At 60.7% G+C, this 18,812-nt stretch carries 16 protein-coding genes; 6 read left to right on the top strand and 10 right to left on the bottom strand.

Annotation, left to right across the window (positions count from 1 at the left end; translation table 11 throughout):
- Positions 1 to 119: 119 nt before the first annotated feature.
- A complete protein-coding gene (locus HRU82_10625; protein QOJ35373.1) occupies positions 120 to 938 on the top strand; it encodes a polyphosphate kinase 2 family protein in 819 nt (272 codons plus the stop codon).
- A 195-nt stretch (positions 939 to 1,133) separates the two neighbouring features.
- The gene (locus HRU82_10620; protein QOJ37174.1) at positions 1,134 to 1,487 is read left to right on the top strand and encodes a DUF4412 domain-containing protein; all 354 of its coding nucleotides are present in this window, start codon (positions 1,134 to 1,136) and stop codon (positions 1,485 to 1,487) included.
- Positions 1,488 to 2,486: 999 nt separating this feature from the next.
- Here the strand turns inward: HRU82_10620 and HRU82_10615 are convergent.
- Complete coding sequence (locus HRU82_10615) at positions 2,487 to 3,191, bottom strand: glycerophosphoryl diester phosphodiesterase (protein QOJ35372.1); 705 nt, start codon at positions 3,189 to 3,191, stop codon at positions 2,487 to 2,489.
- A gap of 167 nt (positions 3,192 to 3,358) precedes the next feature.
- Here HRU82_10615 and HRU82_10610 point away from each other — a divergent pair, with 167 nt between their 5' ends.
- The 3 genes from HRU82_10610 (at position 3,359) to HRU82_10600 (ending at position 6,190) form a co-directional block, all read left to right on the top strand.
- Complete coding sequence (locus HRU82_10610; GenBank protein ID QOJ35371.1) at positions 3,359 to 3,847, top strand: CBS domain-containing protein; 489 nt, start codon at positions 3,359 to 3,361, stop codon at positions 3,845 to 3,847.
- 90 nt (positions 3,848 to 3,937) lie between these two features.
- Positions 3,938 to 4,288, top strand: a complete 351-nt coding sequence (locus HRU82_10605; protein QOJ35370.1) for a 4a-hydroxytetrahydrobiopterin dehydratase — start codon at positions 3,938 to 3,940, stop codon at positions 4,286 to 4,288.
- A 36-nt stretch (positions 4,289 to 4,324) separates the two neighbouring features.
- A complete protein-coding gene (locus HRU82_10600) occupies positions 4,325 to 6,190 on the top strand; it encodes a RiPP maturation radical SAM protein 1 (GenBank protein ID QOJ37173.1) in 1,866 nt (621 codons plus the stop codon).
- A gap of 16 nt (positions 6,191 to 6,206) precedes the next feature.
- Here HRU82_10600 and HRU82_10595 read toward each other — a convergent pair whose 3' ends face one another.
- The 3 genes from HRU82_10595 to HRU82_10585 all read right to left on the bottom strand — a co-directional run bounded on the left by HRU82_10595 (position 6,207) and on the right by HRU82_10585 (position 7,821).
- Positions 6,207 to 6,539: a carboxymuconolactone decarboxylase family protein gene (locus tag HRU82_10595; GenBank protein QOJ35369.1), complete on the bottom strand. Its 333-nt coding sequence runs from the start codon at positions 6,537 to 6,539 to the stop codon at positions 6,207 to 6,209.
- An 84-nt stretch (positions 6,540 to 6,623) separates the two neighbouring features.
- Positions 6,624 to 6,896: a hypothetical protein gene (locus HRU82_10590; GenBank protein QOJ35368.1), complete on the bottom strand. Its 273-nt coding sequence runs from the start codon at positions 6,894 to 6,896 to the stop codon at positions 6,624 to 6,626.
- A gap of 106 nt (positions 6,897 to 7,002) precedes the next feature.
- A complete protein-coding gene (locus tag HRU82_10585; protein ID QOJ35367.1) occupies positions 7,003 to 7,821 on the bottom strand; it encodes an inositol monophosphatase in 819 nt (272 codons plus the stop codon).
- Between the two features lie 249 nt (positions 7,822 to 8,070).
- Between HRU82_10585 and HRU82_10580 the strand changes: the two genes are divergently transcribed.
- The gene (locus HRU82_10580; GenBank protein QOJ35366.1) at positions 8,071 to 8,580 is read left to right on the top strand and encodes a hypothetical protein; all 510 of its coding nucleotides are present in this window, start codon (positions 8,071 to 8,073) and stop codon (positions 8,578 to 8,580) included.
- A gap of 242 nt (positions 8,581 to 8,822) precedes the next feature.
- Here HRU82_10580 and HRU82_10575 read toward each other — a convergent pair whose 3' ends face one another.
- The 6 genes from HRU82_10575 to HRU82_10550 all read right to left on the bottom strand — a co-directional run bounded on the left by HRU82_10575 (position 8,823) and on the right by HRU82_10550 (position 18,734).
- Positions 8,823 to 9,749, bottom strand: coding sequence for a UDP-3-O-acyl-N-acetylglucosamine deacetylase (locus tag HRU82_10575; protein QOJ35365.1), 927 nt, complete (start codon positions 9,747 to 9,749; stop codon positions 8,823 to 8,825).
- A gap of 237 nt (positions 9,750 to 9,986) precedes the next feature.
- Positions 9,987 to 11,384, bottom strand: coding sequence for a sigma-54-dependent Fis family transcriptional regulator (locus HRU82_10570; GenBank protein ID QOJ35364.1), 1,398 nt, complete (start codon positions 11,382 to 11,384; stop codon positions 9,987 to 9,989).
- A gap of 1 nt (position 11,385) precedes the next feature.
- Positions 11,386 to 13,380, bottom strand: coding sequence for a PAS domain S-box protein (locus HRU82_10565; protein QOJ35363.1), 1,995 nt, complete (start codon positions 13,378 to 13,380; stop codon positions 11,386 to 11,388).
- Between the two features lie 125 nt (positions 13,381 to 13,505).
- Positions 13,506 to 13,835, bottom strand: coding sequence for a P-II family nitrogen regulator (locus HRU82_10560; GenBank protein QOJ35362.1), 330 nt, complete (start codon positions 13,833 to 13,835; stop codon positions 13,506 to 13,508).
- A complete protein-coding gene (locus tag HRU82_10555; protein ID QOJ35361.1) occupies positions 13,798 to 17,064 on the bottom strand; it encodes a DUF2309 domain-containing protein in 3,267 nt (1,088 codons plus the stop codon). The genes HRU82_10560 and HRU82_10555 overlap by 38 nt, the downstream gene beginning before the upstream one ends.
- Before the next feature lie 8 nt (positions 17,065 to 17,072).
- Positions 17,073 to 18,734 carry an NADH-quinone oxidoreductase subunit L gene (locus tag HRU82_10550; protein QOJ35360.1) on the bottom strand — a complete coding sequence of 554 codons (1,662 nt, stop codon included), beginning with the start codon at positions 18,732 to 18,734 and terminating at the stop codon, positions 17,073 to 17,075.
- Positions 18,735 to 18,812 lie beyond the last annotated feature (78 nt).

Raw genomic sequence — 18,812 nt, 5'->3', positions numbered from 1 at the left:
CTCCCTGAGTAAGTAAGAGTGAGAGAACCTCATACCATACAACGCCTTCTGTCGGTCAATCACTGTGGGGCTTGCGGGCATGATCGGACGCGCCGCTTGGTCCTGGGAAGGAGACAGGGATGAAGGACTACCGAATTCGACCGGGCCGCCGTTTTGCGATGAGCGCTGTCGATCCCGAGGATACCGGCTCCTACAAGAAGAACGACGGTGGAAAGACCAAGGCGAAGGCGGTCACGGAGAAGCTGATCGCGCAACTCGATCAGTTACAGGAACGCCTCTATGCCAACGGCACGAAGGCGCTCCTGCTCGTCTTGCAGGGCATGGACACCAGCGGGAAGGACGGCACGATCAAGCATGTCATGTCCGGCGTGAATCCCCAAGGCTGCCGGGTGGTCTCGTTTAAAACCCCGAGCGAGAAAGAGCTGCGGCGTGACTTTCTCTGGCGCGTCCATCAGGAGGTGCCGCCCAAGGGCCACATCGGGATCTTCAACCGTTCGCACTATGAAGACGTGTTGATCACCCGCGTGCACGGATTGATTTCGGATAAGGTCGTGCGACAACGGTTCGATCAGATCAACGAGTTCGAGGAATTGCTGACCGAAAGCGGGACCTCGATTCTCAAAGTGTATTTGCATATCTCCAAGGCCGAACAGAAGGAACGACTGCTGGAACGGATCAACGATCCGGAGAAACGCTGGAAGTTCAACGAGGGCGATCTCGAAGAACGGAAACTGTGGGAGGACTATATGTGTGCGTTCGAGGCGATGTTGTCCGCCACGAGCACCGAGCGGGCGCCCTGGCATGTGGTGCCGGCCAACCGCAAGTGGTATCGCAACCTGGTCGTCGCCGACTTGATCGTCCAAGTGCTCAGCGCGATGAAGCTGTCGCCCCCGCCGCCTCCTGAGGGCATTGATTTCGATCAACTCCAGGTCATCTGAGAGGAGGTCGCATCATGTGGAAGCTGTGGCTTGCGGGCGGCCTGTTTCTATGGGCCTACGATCCCCTCTCGGCGCAGACTGGAGCGTTTGAAGGTGTGATTACCATGAAGGAGGTGGCAGGGACCGAGGTGTCCGTTCAAAAGACCTACCTCAAGGACCGGGCGGACCGACCGGGTCGCCGGCTACCCGTGCGACATCTACCTCGCCAAAGAGAAGGACGAAGAGGGCAGCAGCGAACTCTGCATCGGGAAGGGCCTGGGCAATGCGGCTCTCTTTGCCCTCATCGCCGGCGATGCCTCCACGAGGGCGGAGGCTCCGGTCTGGTTGCGCGAGTTGGTCAAGGATGGTGGGTTTCCGTTGCGAACCATTGATCGGGACAGCGCCGGGCGGGAGGAATCTCGATCGGAGGCGACGAAGGTCGAGGCGCAGCCGTTGGACGACGGCCTGTTTACCCCACTGCCCGGATTCACGCGAATCGACTTGGACGCCGTGATGCAATCGCCGGGCGAAGACGCGCCGCCCCGGCCTCCGTCAGGCGAAAGAGAGTGACTCACGCCGCTTCCTGCAACCCCGTTGTGCGAGCGCTCGGCAGCCCTGTTGACAGATTTTTTCGAGAAGCGTAGATAGGTCCTGCGGCTCGTATGTACCGCCTTGCGTTATGCGGGGGACCGGACAGACCGCGCGGCTGCCGTCTAGATCTCCCGTGCATCTATACCGCAGAGAGGAGGGTGGACGATGAATGATACCACGCCACCTGGCCCGTACGGCCCGCCGAGGTGAAGGCGGGTTTCTCGTCGGGCCTATCGCCGGATTCTCCACGGGGTTGCGTCCTCATGGACGTGAAAGGCGTGCGGCTGGCTGTTGCATGAACTCCAGGCCGGAGAAAGAGGGCGGCGATGCGATCCCCTGACGAGGCACCCTCCCCTGTGACTGACTCGACGGGTCCCATGCGGGCCGCAACATGATCCACGATTTCCACGGCGTCCCAAGCGCCATCCGCGGGCCCTCCTTCACGGGAGGGCCCGCGCTGTTTGAGAAAATTACCTAAGGTTGATTTTTTGTATTGACAGGATTTTCTAACAAGCGTAAGAGGGGAACTGTAAACTTCGTGATGCCGTGTTAACCGTGACGAGGCGACCAGCAGTGCGCGCCTGTTCGGGACACCTCGCCAACCTCAAACGGGGAGGTTCATCATGGAAGAACTTACGCCACCGGACCACAGCGGCCCGCCGAGGTGACGGCAGGTTTTCGTCGGTCGTGTTCGGTGGATTCTCAGCTGGCTGTGCCTCACGGCACTGTCCGATCGACAGGATCACAGCCACCTCACACAAGCACGAAGAATCTTGACCGAATGCGAGGTACACTGGCTTCCTGGGATTGATCTATCCCCCGACGAAGACTGAGCGCTCTCGCATCTTGAACGGGTCTCGCACGGTTCTATAATTTAAACGACGCATCGGCGTCCTAAGCGCCATCACGGGCGACCTCCCACCGCAGTGTAGGGTCGCCCGTGACATTTTCAGCTCCGCCGTTCTTGCTCCATTTTATTTACAGGCGATCCGGAAAATCCGACACGATCCCGTCTACGCCAAAGTCGCGCATCCGTGCGATGTCGGCTGGATCGTTGACCGTGTAGACGAACACGCGGCGGTCGAGGTTGTGGTAGGTCTGGAGCAGCGGCGGCGTGAGGGTGGAAAAGTGGAGGCCGACCAGTGAGGCGTTCAGCGCGAGGGCCTCGGCGATCGGGTCGCGCGGGAGCTGCCGAGGGAGGAGGACCAGAAGCGTGGCGTTCGGATCGGCCTGGCGGACGCGCCGCAGCTCCGGCCCCAGAAACGACGCGTAGATGACCGCTCCTGAAAAGCCGGACCGCTTGACGATCGCGCAAGCCTCGGCGCCGATGCCCTCGACCTTGAGTTCGAGAATGACTCCGATACTGCCGGAGGCAATCTCCAAGGCCTCTTCCAGGGTCGGAATCCGCTGCGAGTGACCGGCATCCAGCCGTTGTACCTGGTCGAGCGATAACTCGGCGATCGAGCCCGTCTTGTTCGTGGTGCGGTCGACGGTGTCGTCGTGCAAAAGGACGAGATGCCCGTCGTTGGTCGCCCGGACATCCAATTCAACGAAGTCTGCGAGGAACGCGCGGGCCTTCCAAATGCCGGCGAGGGTGTTTTCGGGGGCATGGCCGGCGGCCCCCCGATGGCTGATGCGCAGGAGGGAGGTGATGGCGACCTCGTGTGAGATGGCTCGCTGCATCCCCCGGCACGTCACGAGACGCCGCCGGGAAGGTCCCTAGGGCATACGTCTCTCCCTATCACAAAATCGGTCGATCTGCAAAGCCGACCGGCGCTCTTGTTCTGTCCGAAGAAAAGGTTCAGACTTTTCCGGTGCTGCTCGCCCACCTTGCGGGAAAGGAGGTTGCCATGGTTGTCCAAGATGTCATGTCGACCGGCGTGGTGACGGCCAGACGGAATGACACCGTTCGTTCGGTCGTGATCAAAATGTTGAGTCGTCATTGCGGCGCGGTCCCAGTGGTGGAGGACGGTGACCGGTTGATCGGGATGGTGACGTTGCGCGACGTATTGCTCCCGCTGTATCCCAATTACGGCGAGTACATCCATGACAATGTGCACAGCCGCGACTTCGTGGAAATGGAAGAAGGCTACGCAGATGTGCTCCGGCAGCGCGTGGAGGACGTCATGAGTCTGAATCCCCTGACCGTCTCCCCCCACGCGCCGGTGCTGGAAGCGGCCTCTTACATGGGCCTGAAAAATTTTCGCCGTATCCCTGTCGTCGAGGGCGGTCGTTTGGTCGGGATGGTCAGCGTCGGGGATATCAATCGCGGCCTGTTCTTCGAGCGGGGACCGGTGGCGACGAGCCGGCAGGACGTGGCGTCATTCTCGAGACCGTAACCCGGTTGCGAGACCGAGCGGCAGCCCCGTACAATGGCACGATTCTCGCTGGCAGAGGCGAGTCTGTCCCGTGTCTGCTAAGGAGGTTCTATGAGTCTGGCTGATGAACGATGTGTGCCTTGCCGCGGCGGCGTCCCTCCCCTGCCGGCGGACCGTGTGCAGGGTCTCTTGAGTCAATTGGGACGAGGATGGGGGTTGAATGGAGCGGGGCATCTTGAGCGGCTCTATACCTTCAAAGACTTTGCCCAAGCGCTTGCCTTTGCCAACCAGGTCGGCGCGGTGGCGGAGCAGGAAGGGCATCATCCCGACTTGCATGTGGCCTGGGGGAAGTGCGGTGTGGAAATTTGGACGCACAAAATCAATGGGCTCACGGAGAGCGATTTTTATCTCGCCGCCAAGGCGGATCGGGCGTTTGAACCGTTTCGCGCAACGCCTCAATGAGGTCGTTTCTGCAGGCGGTTGCTGTCACCAAGGTCGATCATGAGTGACCAAGCCCGCGTGGCGCTCGTCAACATGCCCTTTAGTTTCTCGAAGTACCCCTCCATTCAGCTGGGCACCCTCTCGGCCTTGCTGAAGTCGAAGGGCATCGACGTCGATTGTCACCACCTGAACGTGCGGTTCGCGCATCATATCGGCGTGGAGTTGTACGAGGCGATCTGCGAGAAGCGGGCGCTCTTCGGGGAATGGCTGTTTTCCTACCTGCTCTTCCGGGACAATCCGAAACGTGCGGAATATCCGCGCGTGTTCAAGCCGGTGTTGGAGCAAATGGCCCGGGCGAGCGGCCGACCTATTTCCTTTTTCGAAGAGATGGCGGCGCGCACGGCGCCGCAGTTCTTGACGGCCGCCATGACGTCGGTCGATTGGGGGCAGTACCGAGTTGTGGGCTTTACCTCCACCTTCGATCAGAATGTGGCCAGCCTCACGATGGCCAAACTCATCAAGGACCTCTACCCCGATGTCCGAATCGTCTTCGGCGGCGCGAATTTCGACGGCGAGATGGGGCTCGAGTATTTCCGCGCGTTTCCCTTCATCGACCACGTGGTGGTCGGCGAGGGCGAGGTGGCGTTCCCCGCCCTCGTCACGCATGTGTTGACCGATTCGAGCGATCCCTATCCCAAGGGCGTGACGTATCGACAGGGCGGCGAGGTCCGGTTCGAGCCGAACCCGCACCTGTTCACGGAGTTTGCTCAGACCGGCCCGCCGGACTACGATGATTATTACCATTTGCTGGCCGAACTGGGGACCGAAACGGCGCGTGGGCTGGATCGGGTCTTGTTGTACGAGGGGTCGCGCGGCTGCTGGTGGGGCGAGAAACACCATTGCACGTTCTGCGGGCTCAACGCCCAAAGCATGAAGTTTCGCGCCAAGTCGTCGGAACAGGTCGCGCGGGAAATGGCATACCTTTCGAGCCGCTACGACACGACGCGGTTTCGGCTGGTCGATAACATCATCGACATGAAGTACGTCGAGAATTTGTTTGGCCGGTTCGCACAGGACCGACGCGACCTCGATGTGTTCATCGAGACCAAGAGCAACCTGCAGAAGAGTCAGATCAAGCTGCTCGCCGCCGGCGGCGTGAAGTGTATGCAGCCGGGATTAGAGAGTCTGAGTCTGGCGCAGTTGCGCGCCATGGATAAGGGCGTGACGCCCATGCAGAACCTGGTGTGCTTGAAGTGGTGTTATTACTACCGTGTCGCCGTGTCCTGGAATATTCTGCTCGGGTTTCCCGGGGAGACCAACGAGGACTACCGTCGACAAATCGAAATCATTCCCTCGCTCTTCCATCTGCAGCCTCCTGAGGGTGCTGGGAAATTCTGGCTGGAACGGTTCAGTCCCTATTACACACGTCCACGGGAGCACGGGGTGCGCATCACCGGCCCAGGTCTGGCCTACCCCTATGTGTATGACGGGCGCCAGGTCGATCTGATGAAAATCGCCTACGATTTCGAATATGAATTGGACCGGTGGGCGGTCGATCCTGATGTCTACCAGGAGCTGGTAGAGATCGTGCAGGAATGGCAGCGCCGCGCCGCGTCACCGGACAAGCCCTTTCTCTACTACTCGAAGGCCTTCGACTATGTGACGGTATATGACGGCCGGACGCCGTCAGCGCCGACCCGCGAGCGGTTCGATTGGCCCGGAGCCTTCGTCATCGACGCCTGCAATGAGGCGCCCAAGTCTCTGGAGCAGTTGAAGCAGGCCATTCGAGAGCAAGGTGACGGCGATGCCCTGTCGGACAGCGCCCTGGTGGAGTCATTGGCGCACTTGACCGCCAAGCGCATCCTCTACGAGGAGCGGGGGAAATATTTCGCCCTCGCGATTCCTGAGCATCCCCACTGGTAACGTGGCCGGCAACGCCTTACATCGAGAGTTTCTCGGCGACGTTCCGCATTTGCACACCATGCACCAGTGAGGCGCCGCCTCGGATGGCGCAGGCCACATGGACGGCCTCGGTCATCTCCTCGGTATTGGATCCCTTCTCCAGGCAAGTCTGGGTGTAGGCATCGATACAGTAAGGACACTGCACGGCATGGGCGACGCCTAGGGCGATCAAGGCCTTTTCGCGCTCGGTGAGCGCACCTTCCGCAAACACGGCATTGTAGTACGCCATGAATTTGTCCCAGAGCGCCGGGTTGCCCTTGCCCATCTCCGAGAATTTGCCGAGATCTTTCGAGTGGTAATAATGCTCCATGGATTACCTCGCAGGGTCAGTAGATGGTGCGTGCAAGGGAAGCCTTGCGCGGAGACCGGCTGTCGACGCTGAGTGCGGTGGCTGTCAGGCGTTGCCCGGGGGAGGTGGTTCGGCCTTGCTCAGCACTTGAGAAAATCGATTTCCGACGATCGTCGTGACCTTTCGCATCAAATCCCCGAGTTCCTTCCACTCGTCGGCGTTGAGATCCGCCTTGATCTGCGGATGGATCGCCCATTCGGCATTCACCGACTGCCCCTTGCGCGACACGAGCACATGGAGCAACTCAACGTCCCACACATCTTGCGTTTTAGGCGGCGGAGCGGCGCCGGGTTTCGGTGGAGGCGCTTGACTGGCCATGTCGCTGTACTCCTTGGAGAGCGCTGTGGATGGGGCATGATACTCCATCGGTCGTGACGCTGTATATGGCGCGGTTGCACCGCCCATGACCGGGCGGGCGCTTCAGTTAACGAGCGTCTTGCCGGCGCAGTGCCGCCAGGAGTTGCTCGTGGATACGGCCGTTGGTAGCGACGAGTTCTCGGCCGTACAGTGAAAAGGGTTCATGAGCAAACCCGGAGACTCTCCCTCCTGCTTCCCGCACAATGACGATGCCCGCGGCCATATCCCATGGGCTCAGAGTCACTTCCCAGTACCCCTCGAATCGTCCTGCCGCGACATAACAGAGGTCGAGTGCCGCGGAACCGGTACGCCGTATCGCCTGCGCCCGGAGCGACATATGTGAAAAGTGATCGAGGTTATTGTTCGCCGTTTCGCGAATGTTGTAGGCGAAACCCGTGACCAGGAGGGACTTGTCGAGTGTATCGATGGCGGAGACAGACAGGGGTTCTGCGTCGAGGAAGGCTCCCTGCCCGACCCCGGCTGTAAAGAGTTCGCCGCGCACAGGGTCCAGCACGACGCCCAACACGCACTGGCCTCGGTATTCCAACCCGATCGACACGGAATAGAAGGGGAAGCCGTGGGCAAAGTTGGTGGTGCCGTCCAACGGGTCGACAATCCACTGATAGGGCGAAGGTGCGGTCCCGTCCTGGCCGCGCTCTTCCGCAAGAATGCGGTGGGAGGGATAGGTGTGGCGAATGGTCTGAACGATGCATTCCTCGGCCTGGCGATCGGCATCGGTGACGAGGTTGATGGCGGCTTTGTAATGGATGCGGAAGCCGGACTTCGCATAGTCGCGCAGGGTCTCCCCTGCCCGTTGGGCCGCCTGAACCGCAGTGGCCATCAGGTCCGGATAATCCGGGGGAAGCATCCTCTCTGTGGTCTGCATCTCCGTGACAGTCTCCTTGGTGCACGTGGGGAAGCTAGTTCCATCGATCTCGTTTATTCGGAGTAGCATTGTAACATATTGATAATAAAAGATGTTACAATAGCTTGTTCTTGTATGACAAGGCTTGAAAAGGCATTGATTGCACTCTTGTTCAGTATGCGGAGTATGCGATCAAATTATAATTACAGCTAGCTTGACACAATTTAAAAGATTTGCTAATAAGCAAGTATGCTTCTTTAAGGATTGCTTGTGGAAGAATTAACAGACATTTTGGTCGGCCTCGAACAGCGGATCAGTGCCTACCGCAACCGCTATCAGGAGCTCGAGAAGAAGCGGCGACGGCTCGACGACGAAATTGCGACCATCAAGAAATATCTGGAGCTGGCCGAAACTTTGTATCGAGTGGAGGCCGACAAGGCGAAGTTGGCGAGTTTGTCGAGTCAGATCATCACGGACGAGAAGGGAATCCGTCCTCTTCCTGTCACGGATGTGACGGACCAATCCCGCGAGATTTTGCTGGGCAAGAGCAAGTACGTCGGCAAAAGTGTGCCCGAAGCTGCCTATCAGATTCTGCGGGAGGCGAGCCGCCCCATGCATGCTAAAGAGTTGCTGCAACGTCTGCTCGAGGGCGGGTTGCAGATCAAGGGCAAAACACCGCTGACCTCGGTGGCGACATCATTGAAACGGGATAAGCGGTTCCAAAAGGTCGGGCCGAATACCTTTGCCGTCATGGCTCAGGAGCTGACGGCCGCAGTGTGAGTAGCAGTGGGCGAACAGGGCATGAACATTTAATGTGTGAAGGGAGGTGAGGAGTCTTGGCAACGAAGAAGGCAGCGAAGAAGCCAGCGAAGAAGACCGCTAAGAAGAAGTAAGTCCCACCAGGATTTACGCGCCGGAGGTAAGGCCACTTGCCTCCGGCGTTTTTTTGTGTCGAAAAGAGGTCGCCGGCGGCAGGAGGCGCTTTCCAGCCGGTGCGAGGATGAACCGACGCGCAGGCGTGTTTAGATTGCGAGCGACGGGGCTGGGCGAAGCAGGCCGAGCGACGGGCGAGATTCCTGCGCGACCGGGGCGGACTCTGCGGTGATCAAGACCCATTTGTCGCGTTGTGCCAGGATCTGTTCGACGAGTTTTGTGTGCATCGCATGGCCGGACCGCTCGGCCACGATGTGTCCGATGAACGGGAAGCCGAGCAGCGCCACATCCCCGATGAGGTCCAGCACCTTGTGGCGGACGAACTCATTTGGAAAGCGCAACCCGGACTGATTGACGACTCCCTCTTGGGAGAGCACGACCGTATTGTCCAGGTTTCCGCCCTTGCCGAGGCCTCGGGACCACAGGGCTTCGACCTCATGCAAAAACCCGAATGTCCGAGCGGCTGAGATTTCACGTTCGAATGCCGCAACGGAGTGCGCGTAGGTATAGGACTGAGTTTGGATCATCGGATGGTCGTAATGGATTGAGTAGGTAATCTTGGGGGTCGACGAAGGTTCGATCCGGACCCGCTTGGCTCCATCCACGACTTCGATAGGTTGTGTGATCTTCACGAAGGATTGCCGCCGACTCTGCGGAATGGCGCCGACCGTCCGAATGAGGTGCACGAACGGGCTGGCGCTCCCGTCGAGGACGGGGACTTCCCCGGCGTCGACCTCTACGTAAACGTTATCGATTTCCATGCCGGCAAGTGCGGCCAGCACATGTTCGATGGTCTTCACTTGACGACCGTTCGAGCTGATGGCCGTGCAGAGTTCGGTCGGGACTTTATTCGTCACCGAAGCGGGAAGCAGGACCTCGTCTGAGCCGGTCTTGCACACGAAGACAATGCCCGTGTTAGGGGGGGCCGGCCGCAACGTCATCGTGACCGGCTGCCCGGAATGAAGACCAACACCTGAACAAGAAATAGACGATCCGATGGTTTGCTGAAACCGCACTGGGGCCTCCTCAATATTGCGGATCCAGAGTTTAGCAATGCTTGTGCCATTTATGAATATGGATAAAATGTATTAAAAATTAATGAGTTGTGGAAACATTTCCTTTTAGGCGCATGTTGCTAAAAAAACACAATTGTATCTTTTGTGGGGATGGCAGTGGTCTAAAAAATAATTGTTTTTCAATTGGTTAATCGGCAGATGAGGCGCAAGGTTGTCGTGCCATACCCCCCAAGCGGCTTAGGTTTTTCGGCGCCGATCCAGCTTCCACCGGGTAATGCCCAAATGCTTTGCGGCGAGGGTCTTGTTGCCCTCACAACGCTTTAACACTTCGGTGATGATGCGGTCCTCCAGATCGGTGAGTGTCTGTTCGCCGACCCGAAAGTCGATCCGCACGGTCTCCGAATCCGCCCGTCCCGTGACCGACGACGGTGTGTCCTGGTGTTTGCCGGTCGAGACCGGGTGGTCTTGAATGTCGGGCGGGAAATGGGTGGCCTCCAAGGTTGTGTCCGAACTGAAGAGGACGGCCCGTTCGATCACGTTGCTCAATTCCCGGACGTTTCCGGGAAAGGGATAGCGGCGAAGCAACGACTGCGCGCTTGGTCCAAGGGCGCGCACCGGTTTATTCAGCTCCACCGCCGACCGCAACAAGAACTGTTCTGCCAACGGAATGATATCGTCGCCTCGACTCCGTAGCGGCGGAACGGTGACCGTCACCACGTTCAGCCGAAAATAGAGGTCTTCCCGAAAGTCTCCCTGCGCCACGGCGGCTTTGAGATCCCGGTTCGTCGCCGCCATGAATCGGACGTCGACGGGAATCGACGTCGAGCCACCGACCCGGCGGAGCGTCCGCTCTTCGAGCACGCGCAGCAATTTGGCTTGCAGCGGGAGCGGTAAATCGGCGATCTCGTCGAACAGCACCGTGCCCCCATCGGCCATCTCAATCAGGCCGCATTTGCGACCGGCGGCTCCGGTGAACGATCCCTTCTCGTGCCCGAATAACTCGCTTTCGAAGAGGTCGCGAGGAATGGAAGGGCAGTCGACCTCCAGACAAGGCTTGTCCGTTCGCGGGCTGTTGAAATGGATCACGCGCCCCATGTACTGCTTGCCCGTTCCGGTTTCGCCTTGGAGCAGGACGGTGACACGATCGTTCTTGGCCAATTCGCGTATTTGGGCGAGGAACGCCTGGGTCACAGGGCTGTGGGCGATGACACGATCCATCGCATAGCGGGCTGCGTCTCGGCCGCTCTGCAAGCGAACCTGTCGCTGTAACGTCAGGTACGTCGTCACCCGTCGGAGCGCGTGGAGCAGGTCTTCCATGTCGATCGTCTTGGCGACGAAGTCGAACGCGCCGAGCCGCATGGCCTCCACCGCATCCTTGACGGTTCCTCTCGCGGTCAGGACCAGGGCTGGAAGCGAAGGATACGATTGTTTGGCACGTGCCAACACGTCGAGGCCGGAGAGGTTGGGCATCACGAGATCCAGCACGAGAATATCGGGCTCGAAGGAGTGCAGGATGGCCAAGGCTTCCTCACCTGAGGCGGCTGTTTTGACGACGTAGCCGTGGTCGCTTAAGCGCAGGACGAAGGCCTCGCGGACCGATTCTTCATCTTCGACCAACAGTAATTGCCATGCCATGTTAGGCCTCGTGATGCAACGGAAGCCAAATGTCGACCACCGCGCCGCCGCTGGGCGGACTGTTGATGGCCAACTGGCCCCCATGCCGCTCGACGATGTCCTGCGTAATGGTCAGGCCGAGGCCGACCCCCTTGGCCTTGCCGCTCGTGAAAAAGGGCTCGTAAATGCGCTTCAGGTCGTCCGGTGGGATGCCCTTGCCGGAATCCGCAAAGGACAGCAGCAGGCCGGGGCGTTGCCTGTTGTCGAGCCGCACCCCGACCATGAGTTGTCCGCCGTTCGGCATGGCGTCGATGGCGTTCAGCATGATGTTGAGACAGACCTGATGGATGTGGGCAAGCGATAGCTCCACGGTCGGCAGGTCGGGCGCGACGATCTTCTGTACGACGATCCCGTGTTTGACCAGATTCGGTCTCAAGAGGGTCAACGCATCGTCTAGCAAAGAGGTGAGGTCGCAAGGGCGCATATCAAAAGGGCGAGGCCGTAATTGTCCTAGGTGGGACTCCAGGAGTTCGTCGATCCGCGCCGCTTCTCTCGCGATCAGTCTGCATCGGTCTCGCGCAGACTGGGGCAGCGTGTCCTGAGCGGCGAGGTGCGTGGCCAGGCTGCCCAATCCGATCAAGGGATTGCGGATCTCGTGGAGGATCCCACCCGCCAGTTGTCCGACCAGTTTCACCTGCTCGGTATGTCGGAGCGCCTCCAGCATCTGTTCGCGCTCGCTCAGGTCCGTCAGGATGGCCATGTAATACTGGGTGGTGCCGTCACGATCGTTCACGGGGCTGACGCTTTCCCAGACGAGAAACTCCGATCCATCTTTGCGGCGATTGATGAACCGGTCGACGAATGGACGGCCGGAGCGGATAGCCTGCCAGAGGCGATTGTAGAAGTCCGGCGCATGTTTGCCGGATTTGAGGATGGCCGGTCGTTGCCCCAGCGTCTCCTCGCGCGTCCACCCCGTCATGCGCTCCAGGGCCGGGTTCCATTCGAGGATCCGCCCTTCGGTGTCGGTCAGCATAATGCCGTCTCGTGCAGACATGAATAGCCGGTGATAGAGGTCCATCTGCGTATCCGCGCGCCGCCGCCGCTCCAGTACGGTCGCGACCGTGTTCGCGACGGAGCAGAGAAACTCCAATTCCGAGTCGGAGAAGTCCCGGACCTGTCGCGTGTGGGCGGTCATGACGCCGTACACCCGGTCTTCAATCAGCATCGGCACGCACATCCCCGCGATAGCTCCATGTTCTGTCAGGAGTTTCGAGGGAGTGAAGCGGGTTTCTTTGCGCAGGTCGCGCACGACGACCGGGAGGCGCTTGCCGATGGCGTAACCAGCCTGCGAATGGGTCCCGCCTTCGATGGTGAGTTTCCCGATCAGCTCCTCCTTGAGGCCGACCCCGGCCATGACGGCCAAGTGGTCATCGGGCTCGCGCGGGATGAGCAATTTGCACAGTTCAACGCGGAGCGCCTCCGCGGTCAATCGGACGGCCTGGTTCATCAGCTCCTGCGCCGGGGCATCACTCACCGCCAGCGCGCCGATGCGGGCGAGCACCGATTGAAACCGCACCGCCTGCGACTCCTCCTGGACCGGCAGGGCTTGTCCGGTGACGTCCCGCAATGCCAGCAAGACGCCGGTCTCGCCGTGATAGGGCACGAGCGTGTAGCGGCATTCATACTGCAATGGACGGCCCTGCGTATCCGTGAACCGATACTCCCTGGAGCCTTGTGCTCCAAGGGGTTCCTGGTTCCAGGCGCGAGCCTCCGCAAACAGCCGGCCTCGAAGGGGTCGGTGGTCTGGGGCTACCACTTCTCCGTGGGCGGCCTCGGGAACGCTGACGGCTCTGAGGAGGTCCGTGAAGCGGTGGCTCTCAAAGATCAGGATACCCTGGGAGATAAGACAGAGGCCGTCCTCAATGCAGGTGCTGACCCAGGCCAAGACCTCTGCCGCGGCCGCTTCCTGCAGGACGGGGGGCGAGGCGCTATGGCGTGGACGTTTGGGTGAAGACATGGAGATGAGGTCCGGATTCGGGCCGAGCCGAGGCCTCGTGGCCGGACAAGGCAGTGCCGGTAGTGGTCCAAGGCGCAATCAATCCCGCAGGCTTCCGGTATCCGGCGCCGGCCACACCCTTGCCGTTACTTGGCGAGGAAGTGTTCCCGCCGACTGACGGCCACATCGCTCACGAACATGGCGCCGGAGTGCTTGCTGAAGAGCGGTCCCAGTGCGGCCAGGATCGGTTCCACCTTGTCTTCCGGGACGACCGTGAAGACGATCACCTGGCTGCTGGTGTCATTGAACAGCAGGTGGCCTTCATGGAATCCGTGGTGGCCCTTTCCGGACACGTTGTTGATGATCGTGTAGCCGGTGGCTCCCACCCGATCCAGCACCTCCGTGACAAACTTCAGTTGATCGCCCTGCACGACGATCTTAATTTCCTTCATGGGATGCAGTGTGAACCCGAGCATCGTTCGTGTCTCCTCCTCTCCATTCGCCGGAAGGGTCGTAGTGATAAAAGCGGTTGTCCTGCGGGTCCAACGCCACGAGCGTGACCCATCGCAAACGGAATAATTGTTCCAACAGCGGGTGCCGATCCACGATTGCGCGGATGCGCGCCGGGGGAGCTTCGATGATCGCCAACAACCGCATGGGCTCGTGGTATGGCTCTCCACCGTTCAGGACGGTTTGGGCGGGAAGCCCGATCCGGAGATCGCTCCACACACCCGTCATCACCCCGATCCGGCCGACGACGTTGTGATAGACCTTGCTGCTGCTGCCGTACACCTCGTTGTCGACGGTGGAAAAGTAATGCTCCATGTTGATCCACTGGGCGACCACCAGCGGAGCGGTCATGATGGCCTCGAGCAGTTTGCCGGAGGCGTCCTGCCGGTGGTCGTACGAATGGAGGAAGGCGCGGCCCCGTAAGTCCACCGGCTGCGTCAAGGCGCGTCGTCCGATGATCATCGCGCTGTTCCGCGACAGGCCCCATTCCGGACGGACCTCGGACCAATCCTCGCTTCTTCGCTGAGCTAAAAGCCGAGACCGGCGGCTGTCCGACGGTGCAGCCACCTGACCGAGGGCGCGGTTCCGCTCCAGCGACGCCTGCGTGCCGGCTTCGTCCAGGTCTGTGAGCAAGCGTTGGAGATCCTTCCGGTGCGTGGCGGGCACATCTTCCAAGTCGACGATGCGAACGCGGTCGGTGGTGGTGTCATGTTGCGCGGCCAGAAAATGGGTATCTCCGGGAATGGTAATGCCACGGGCGAGCAATTGGGCCCGCACGGCCGGATGGTTCGCCATGGCGGCGATGGCTCGCGCGTTGGGCAGGCCTTGATTGCCGCCGCAGGCGCCGCAATCGAGCGCCGACTCGTAGGGATTGTTCTGCGACGTACTGCCATGGGCGCAGAAAATCACCATCCGCGAAAAATTCGACGTGAGTCCCATCAGGCGGAGAGCGGCTTCCACGAAGTACGTTTGCTCGGAGACGGAGAATCCCGTTTGGGTAATGCGGTCGAGACGCTCCGAGACCCCGCGCGGGCTGATCCGTTGGTGTTCGCGCAGGTCGCGGTAGAGCGCTTGCTCGTTCTCCGTCGTGAGCGAGAGCAGGGCGGCCACTTCGCTTCCGGTCGGGTCTGCCTGGCCTAAGGCGTTCCTGCGGATTGACTCCAGCAATGTCGGAGAGAGCGTCGGTCCGCTGAGGCCGAAGCGCGCCCGGAGGATTTCCCGAATCTGGCCCCGCTGCTCGGCCGCCACCATTTCCTCCGCCTCTTCCCGGGAAAGTTTGTCGACCGTCAGGGTGGTGGCCATAGCCGGCGTCAACATCTCGCGGAGCCATCGACCGATCGCATGGTACCAGCGGGGGAGCAGTGTCTTTCCGAAAAAGGGCAGGCTGAAAAACCAGCCGAGCGCCTCCACCATGACATAGGGTGTGACCACGTTTTCCTTCAGGTCATGGAGCAGCGTGTGCGCGGCTTCCGCGAGTTGCGCGGCGGTCTTGTGCCGTTCGGCGAGCACACCGTGGTAACTGCGGGGCAGCTCGCGAACGTGGTTCTTCGGTTTCAGCAGCACCGGACAATGGGTGACCGTATGGTGCGCGTTGAACGGCTGGTAGTACAGGGGGACGCCGAAAAATCCGGCGAGGCCCAAGGTTTCATACCCGCCGCGGTCTTCCAGGTGGCGGCGAAACACTTCCGACCGGACGTCGATGCAGAACACCACTTGGGCCAGCGGGCGAGATCCGCTGTCCCCCTCACCCAACGAGGGAGTGGAGGGAGGCTGCTGGGCGGCGGTTTGCAGCTCGCTGAGCAACTGATGGCGATGACTGCCCTCGAAGGCTTCGAGCCAGACGGCTCCATGGTGTGACGGAGGAAAGTCCTCCAGCCATTGGAGGATGGTGCGGGCATCCGACGGCGCGGTAGTCACAACCGACTCAAGAGGGACCGACAGGGCTTGCGCCAAGCGCAGCAGCCGGTCGGCGCCGCGCCGGATGGCCCGGGCCTGGTGCTCGTTCAAGACCGCTTCATACTGTCGGCGTCCCGCCTCTTCCCACTGCGTGTGATCGTGCCGTCGATCGGACGCGGCTAGATTCTTCCCGATGGCGGCGGCGTCGGAAGACAGCCGGCCGGCGATCCATTCCCGCCTGAACCAATAGGCATGCGGGTGGTGGTCTATATAGGCCGCGATGTCCCCGGTGTTTCCGGCGAGGCCCAGTTGGGAGCGGCAGGCCTGGTCGACGAGTTCCCGTTCGTAAAACAGGCGGACCGCCAGGTACTTGACCAAGTCGATGGGGAACTGTTCCTGCCAAGGATGGTCGCTTTGGTGTGCTCGCCATTTGATGTAGCCGCTCCAGCCCGGCATGGCGCTCAGGTGCCGTGCGAGGTATTCCTCCCAGGCCGATTTGGGGATGCCGAGCTGCATGAGGCTTTGGAGTAAGGCCTCTTCCGGCCGGTGGGGAAGCGCCTGGATCTTGGCGGGCGCCTCCGAGATGCCGAGAAGGCGCAGCGTGAGGTCGTGACGCGCCAGCGTCTTCCAGGCGCGGTAAAAGGTTTGCTCGCGTTCGGGCATAGACCAGCTGACCTCGCCTTCATCCAGGAAGGCGCTGGCCCATTTCACCAGCTCGCGATTCAGGGTCTCGACGATGGAAGTCCCCAGGGTGCGGTCACACCAGGCGCCCAGGGTTTCCCGACGCGGCAAGTCGGACGAGGGCCAGGGGGCCAGTGCGGGAGGGGTACCGACGACCTGGTTGCCCAAGGCGGAGGCCAGCCAGGCCTCAATGCGCGAGGGGGCTTCGGGATCACCATCCGGCGTGTGGCTCGGCTTGCTGGTTGTTGGGTCCGAGATGCCATGGATCAAGGAGGCAGCGAGGACATCTTGATGCGAGACTTCTAGCGAACCGAAGGTCACTCGCTTGTCGCCTGCCATCGGATGGAGCGCCGTTCGCACATCCTCTTCCCGGATTCGGCCTTGTCGAAAGTAGCGGCGGTAGGTGTCGTTGCTCAAGTACCCGCACGCGCCGAAGAGTTCCGTCCCTCGGGCCACCGCCTGTTCGAACGACAGGGTCTCCAACCCATGCAGGGGGTTATGGTGAATGAAGGTTCGCATGGGCCAAAACTGCGCAATGGCCTCGCCGGCCAACTCCACGTATGAGCGGAGTTCCATGCGTTGGGCATCGGTAAAGGCCTGTGGCGGGCGAGTCGTCATACGTCCCGTCAGCTGGTCTTGCGGTGCTGGCCGCCGCGGAGGGCCCTCAGCCCGTCTTCCACGTAGAGCCCGTTGAGAAACGCCACGTAAGCGGCCGCTTGGAGAGTACGCAGCCATTCGGGCACGAGGATTCTGACACCATGCGCCTTCCCGTAGAGGATCATCCAGACTCCGATAACCATGCAGGCCGAGAGGGCCATGAACGTATCGAACAGGCCTTGGTTCCATCCGGCGACCTGGAAGTAGGCGGCCGCTTGCCCTGGGGTCGGATAGAGGAAGTGGGTAAAGGTTTCTCCCGCCCACAAATAGGTGAGGCCGATGAAGGCCAGCGTCGCGAGCATCGTAGCGGAGACTTTCCATGACGCCACGCTATGGAGTCGATAGAGGCTGAAGATGGCTTGGGCGGAGGTGACCCAGGCGAAGAACAGGAAGATCACGGTCCCCTGCGCCTCGAACAGCGGAATGTTCACGAGCCCATGTGCCATCAGGAGGATCATCAGCGGCAGCATGAGGGTCATGACCAAGCCAGTGGCCCAGGTGATGAAGGAGAACTGCGCCGGCGCTCCCACCGTGCGGTGATCGGGGAGCTTGAGGTCGGTGCGCGAAGCGTGAATGTTCGCGCCGGAATTGAGAAACAGGGTGGCCTTGAAGAGTCCATGGGCACAGAGGTGGAATACCGCGAGCGCAAACGCACCCAGACCGCATTCCATCACCATGTAGCCCATCTGTCCCATAGTCGAATAGACCAGAGTGCGCTTGATGCTGGATTGGGTCAGCATCGTGGTCGCGCCGATCAAGGCCGTCAGGGCGCCGATGAGGAACATGAGATGCAGCGTCGTCGGCGCGAGGCCGTACAGCGGCGCCAGTCGATTGACCAAGAATCCGCCCGCATTCACGATTCCGGCATGCAGCAGCGCCGAGACCGGAGTGGGTGCCTCGATCGTACCCGGCAACCAGATGTGAAAGGGAAACTGGGCGGATTTCGTCATCACGGAAACCAGTAGCAGCAGGGTAGCGAACGTCGGGACCTCCAGGCCCATGAAGCCGACCGGCTGTGACGCGCCCTCTGCGAGCCGATCGAACAGGGTACGCAGGTCCAATGTGCCGTACACGTGGTAGAGGAGCCCCATGGCCAGGAGGAAGGCCGCATCCCCGATGCTGTGGATGGTGACGGTGCTTCGGCAAGCCCGCTGGGCAGGAAGACTATCCTGATTGAAGGCCAAGAGTGTCCCGAGCAGCCAGGTCACGAGGTGCCAGCAGGCGAACAACCACAAGAGGTTGCCGCTCGTCACCAAACTCAGCAACACGAAGGTCAGCAGGCCCAGGCGGGCGAAGAAGCGCGTATAGCCCGCATCGCCCACCATGTATCGGTTCGAGTAGAGGTGGATGACGAGGCTGACCAGGCTGATCAGCACCATCATGATGCCGGCCAATCGATCCACCAGGAGGGTCAGGTCGAAGGCGCCGGCACCTAGGGTCAACAGGGTCAGGACTATCGGCTCGCCGTAGACGACGAGCCACAGGGTCGCGATCGCGCCGACAGCCGAGCAGGCCAACGCGGCAATCCCGATGCGGGCGCATCGTTCTCCCAGATCCGCTTGGAAGGTTCGGATCAGCAACGCGCTCAGCAGCGGCGCCAGAATCGTAAGAAGGGGGAAGAGCACGTCCATGGTTCAGTCGTTGAGCAAAAAGGAGGCCACGTACCGGGGAGCAACAAAACCCTCTGATTTGAAGAATTGATGTGAGCA

Source organism: Nitrospira sp. (assembly GCA_015709715.1).
In the GTDB taxonomy this organism is placed as follows: Bacteria; Nitrospirota; Nitrospiria; order Nitrospirales; family Nitrospiraceae; genus Nitrospira_A.
Note: the sequence above shows the minus strand (reverse complement) of the source record. Positions and strands in the feature narration are given on the sequence as shown.

Bases quoted from the DNA above. Each gene is read 5' to 3' on its own strand.
- HRU82_10605 (QOJ35370.1), top strand. From the start codon at position 3,938: ATGAGTCTGGCTGATGAACGATGTGTGCCTTGCCGCGGCGGCGTCCCT.
- HRU82_10565 (QOJ35363.1), bottom strand. From the start codon at position 13,380: ATGTCTTCACCCAAACGTCCACGCCATAGCGCCTCGCCCCCCGTCCTG.
- HRU82_10595 (QOJ35369.1), bottom strand. From the start codon at position 6,539: ATGGAGCATTATTACCACTCGAAAGATCTCGGCAAATTCTCGGAGATG.
- HRU82_10555 (QOJ35361.1), bottom strand. From the start codon at position 17,064: ATGACGACTCGCCCGCCACAGGCCTTTACCGATGCCCAACGCATGGAA.
- HRU82_10550 (QOJ35360.1), bottom strand. From the start codon at position 18,734: ATGGACGTGCTCTTCCCCCTTCTTACGATTCTGGCGCCGCTGCTGAGC.
- HRU82_10570 (QOJ35364.1), bottom strand. From the start codon at position 11,384: ATGGCATGGCAATTACTGTTGGTCGAAGATGAAGAATCGGTCCGCGAG.
- HRU82_10615 (QOJ35372.1), bottom strand. From the start codon at position 3,191: ATGCAGCGAGCCATCTCACACGAGGTCGCCATCACCTCCCTCCTGCGC.
- HRU82_10590 (QOJ35368.1), bottom strand. From the start codon at position 6,896: ATGGCCAGTCAAGCGCCTCCACCGAAACCCGGCGCCGCTCCGCCGCCT.
- HRU82_10560 (QOJ35362.1), bottom strand. From the start codon at position 13,835: ATGCTCGGGTTCACACTGCATCCCATGAAGGAAATTAAGATCGTCGTG.
- HRU82_10610 (QOJ35371.1), top strand. From the start codon at position 3,359: ATGGTTGTCCAAGATGTCATGTCGACCGGCGTGGTGACGGCCAGACGG.
- HRU82_10625 (QOJ35373.1), top strand. From the start codon at position 120: ATGAAGGACTACCGAATTCGACCGGGCCGCCGTTTTGCGATGAGCGCT.
- HRU82_10585 (QOJ35367.1), bottom strand. From the start codon at position 7,821: ATGCAGACCACAGAGAGGATGCTTCCCCCGGATTATCCGGACCTGATG.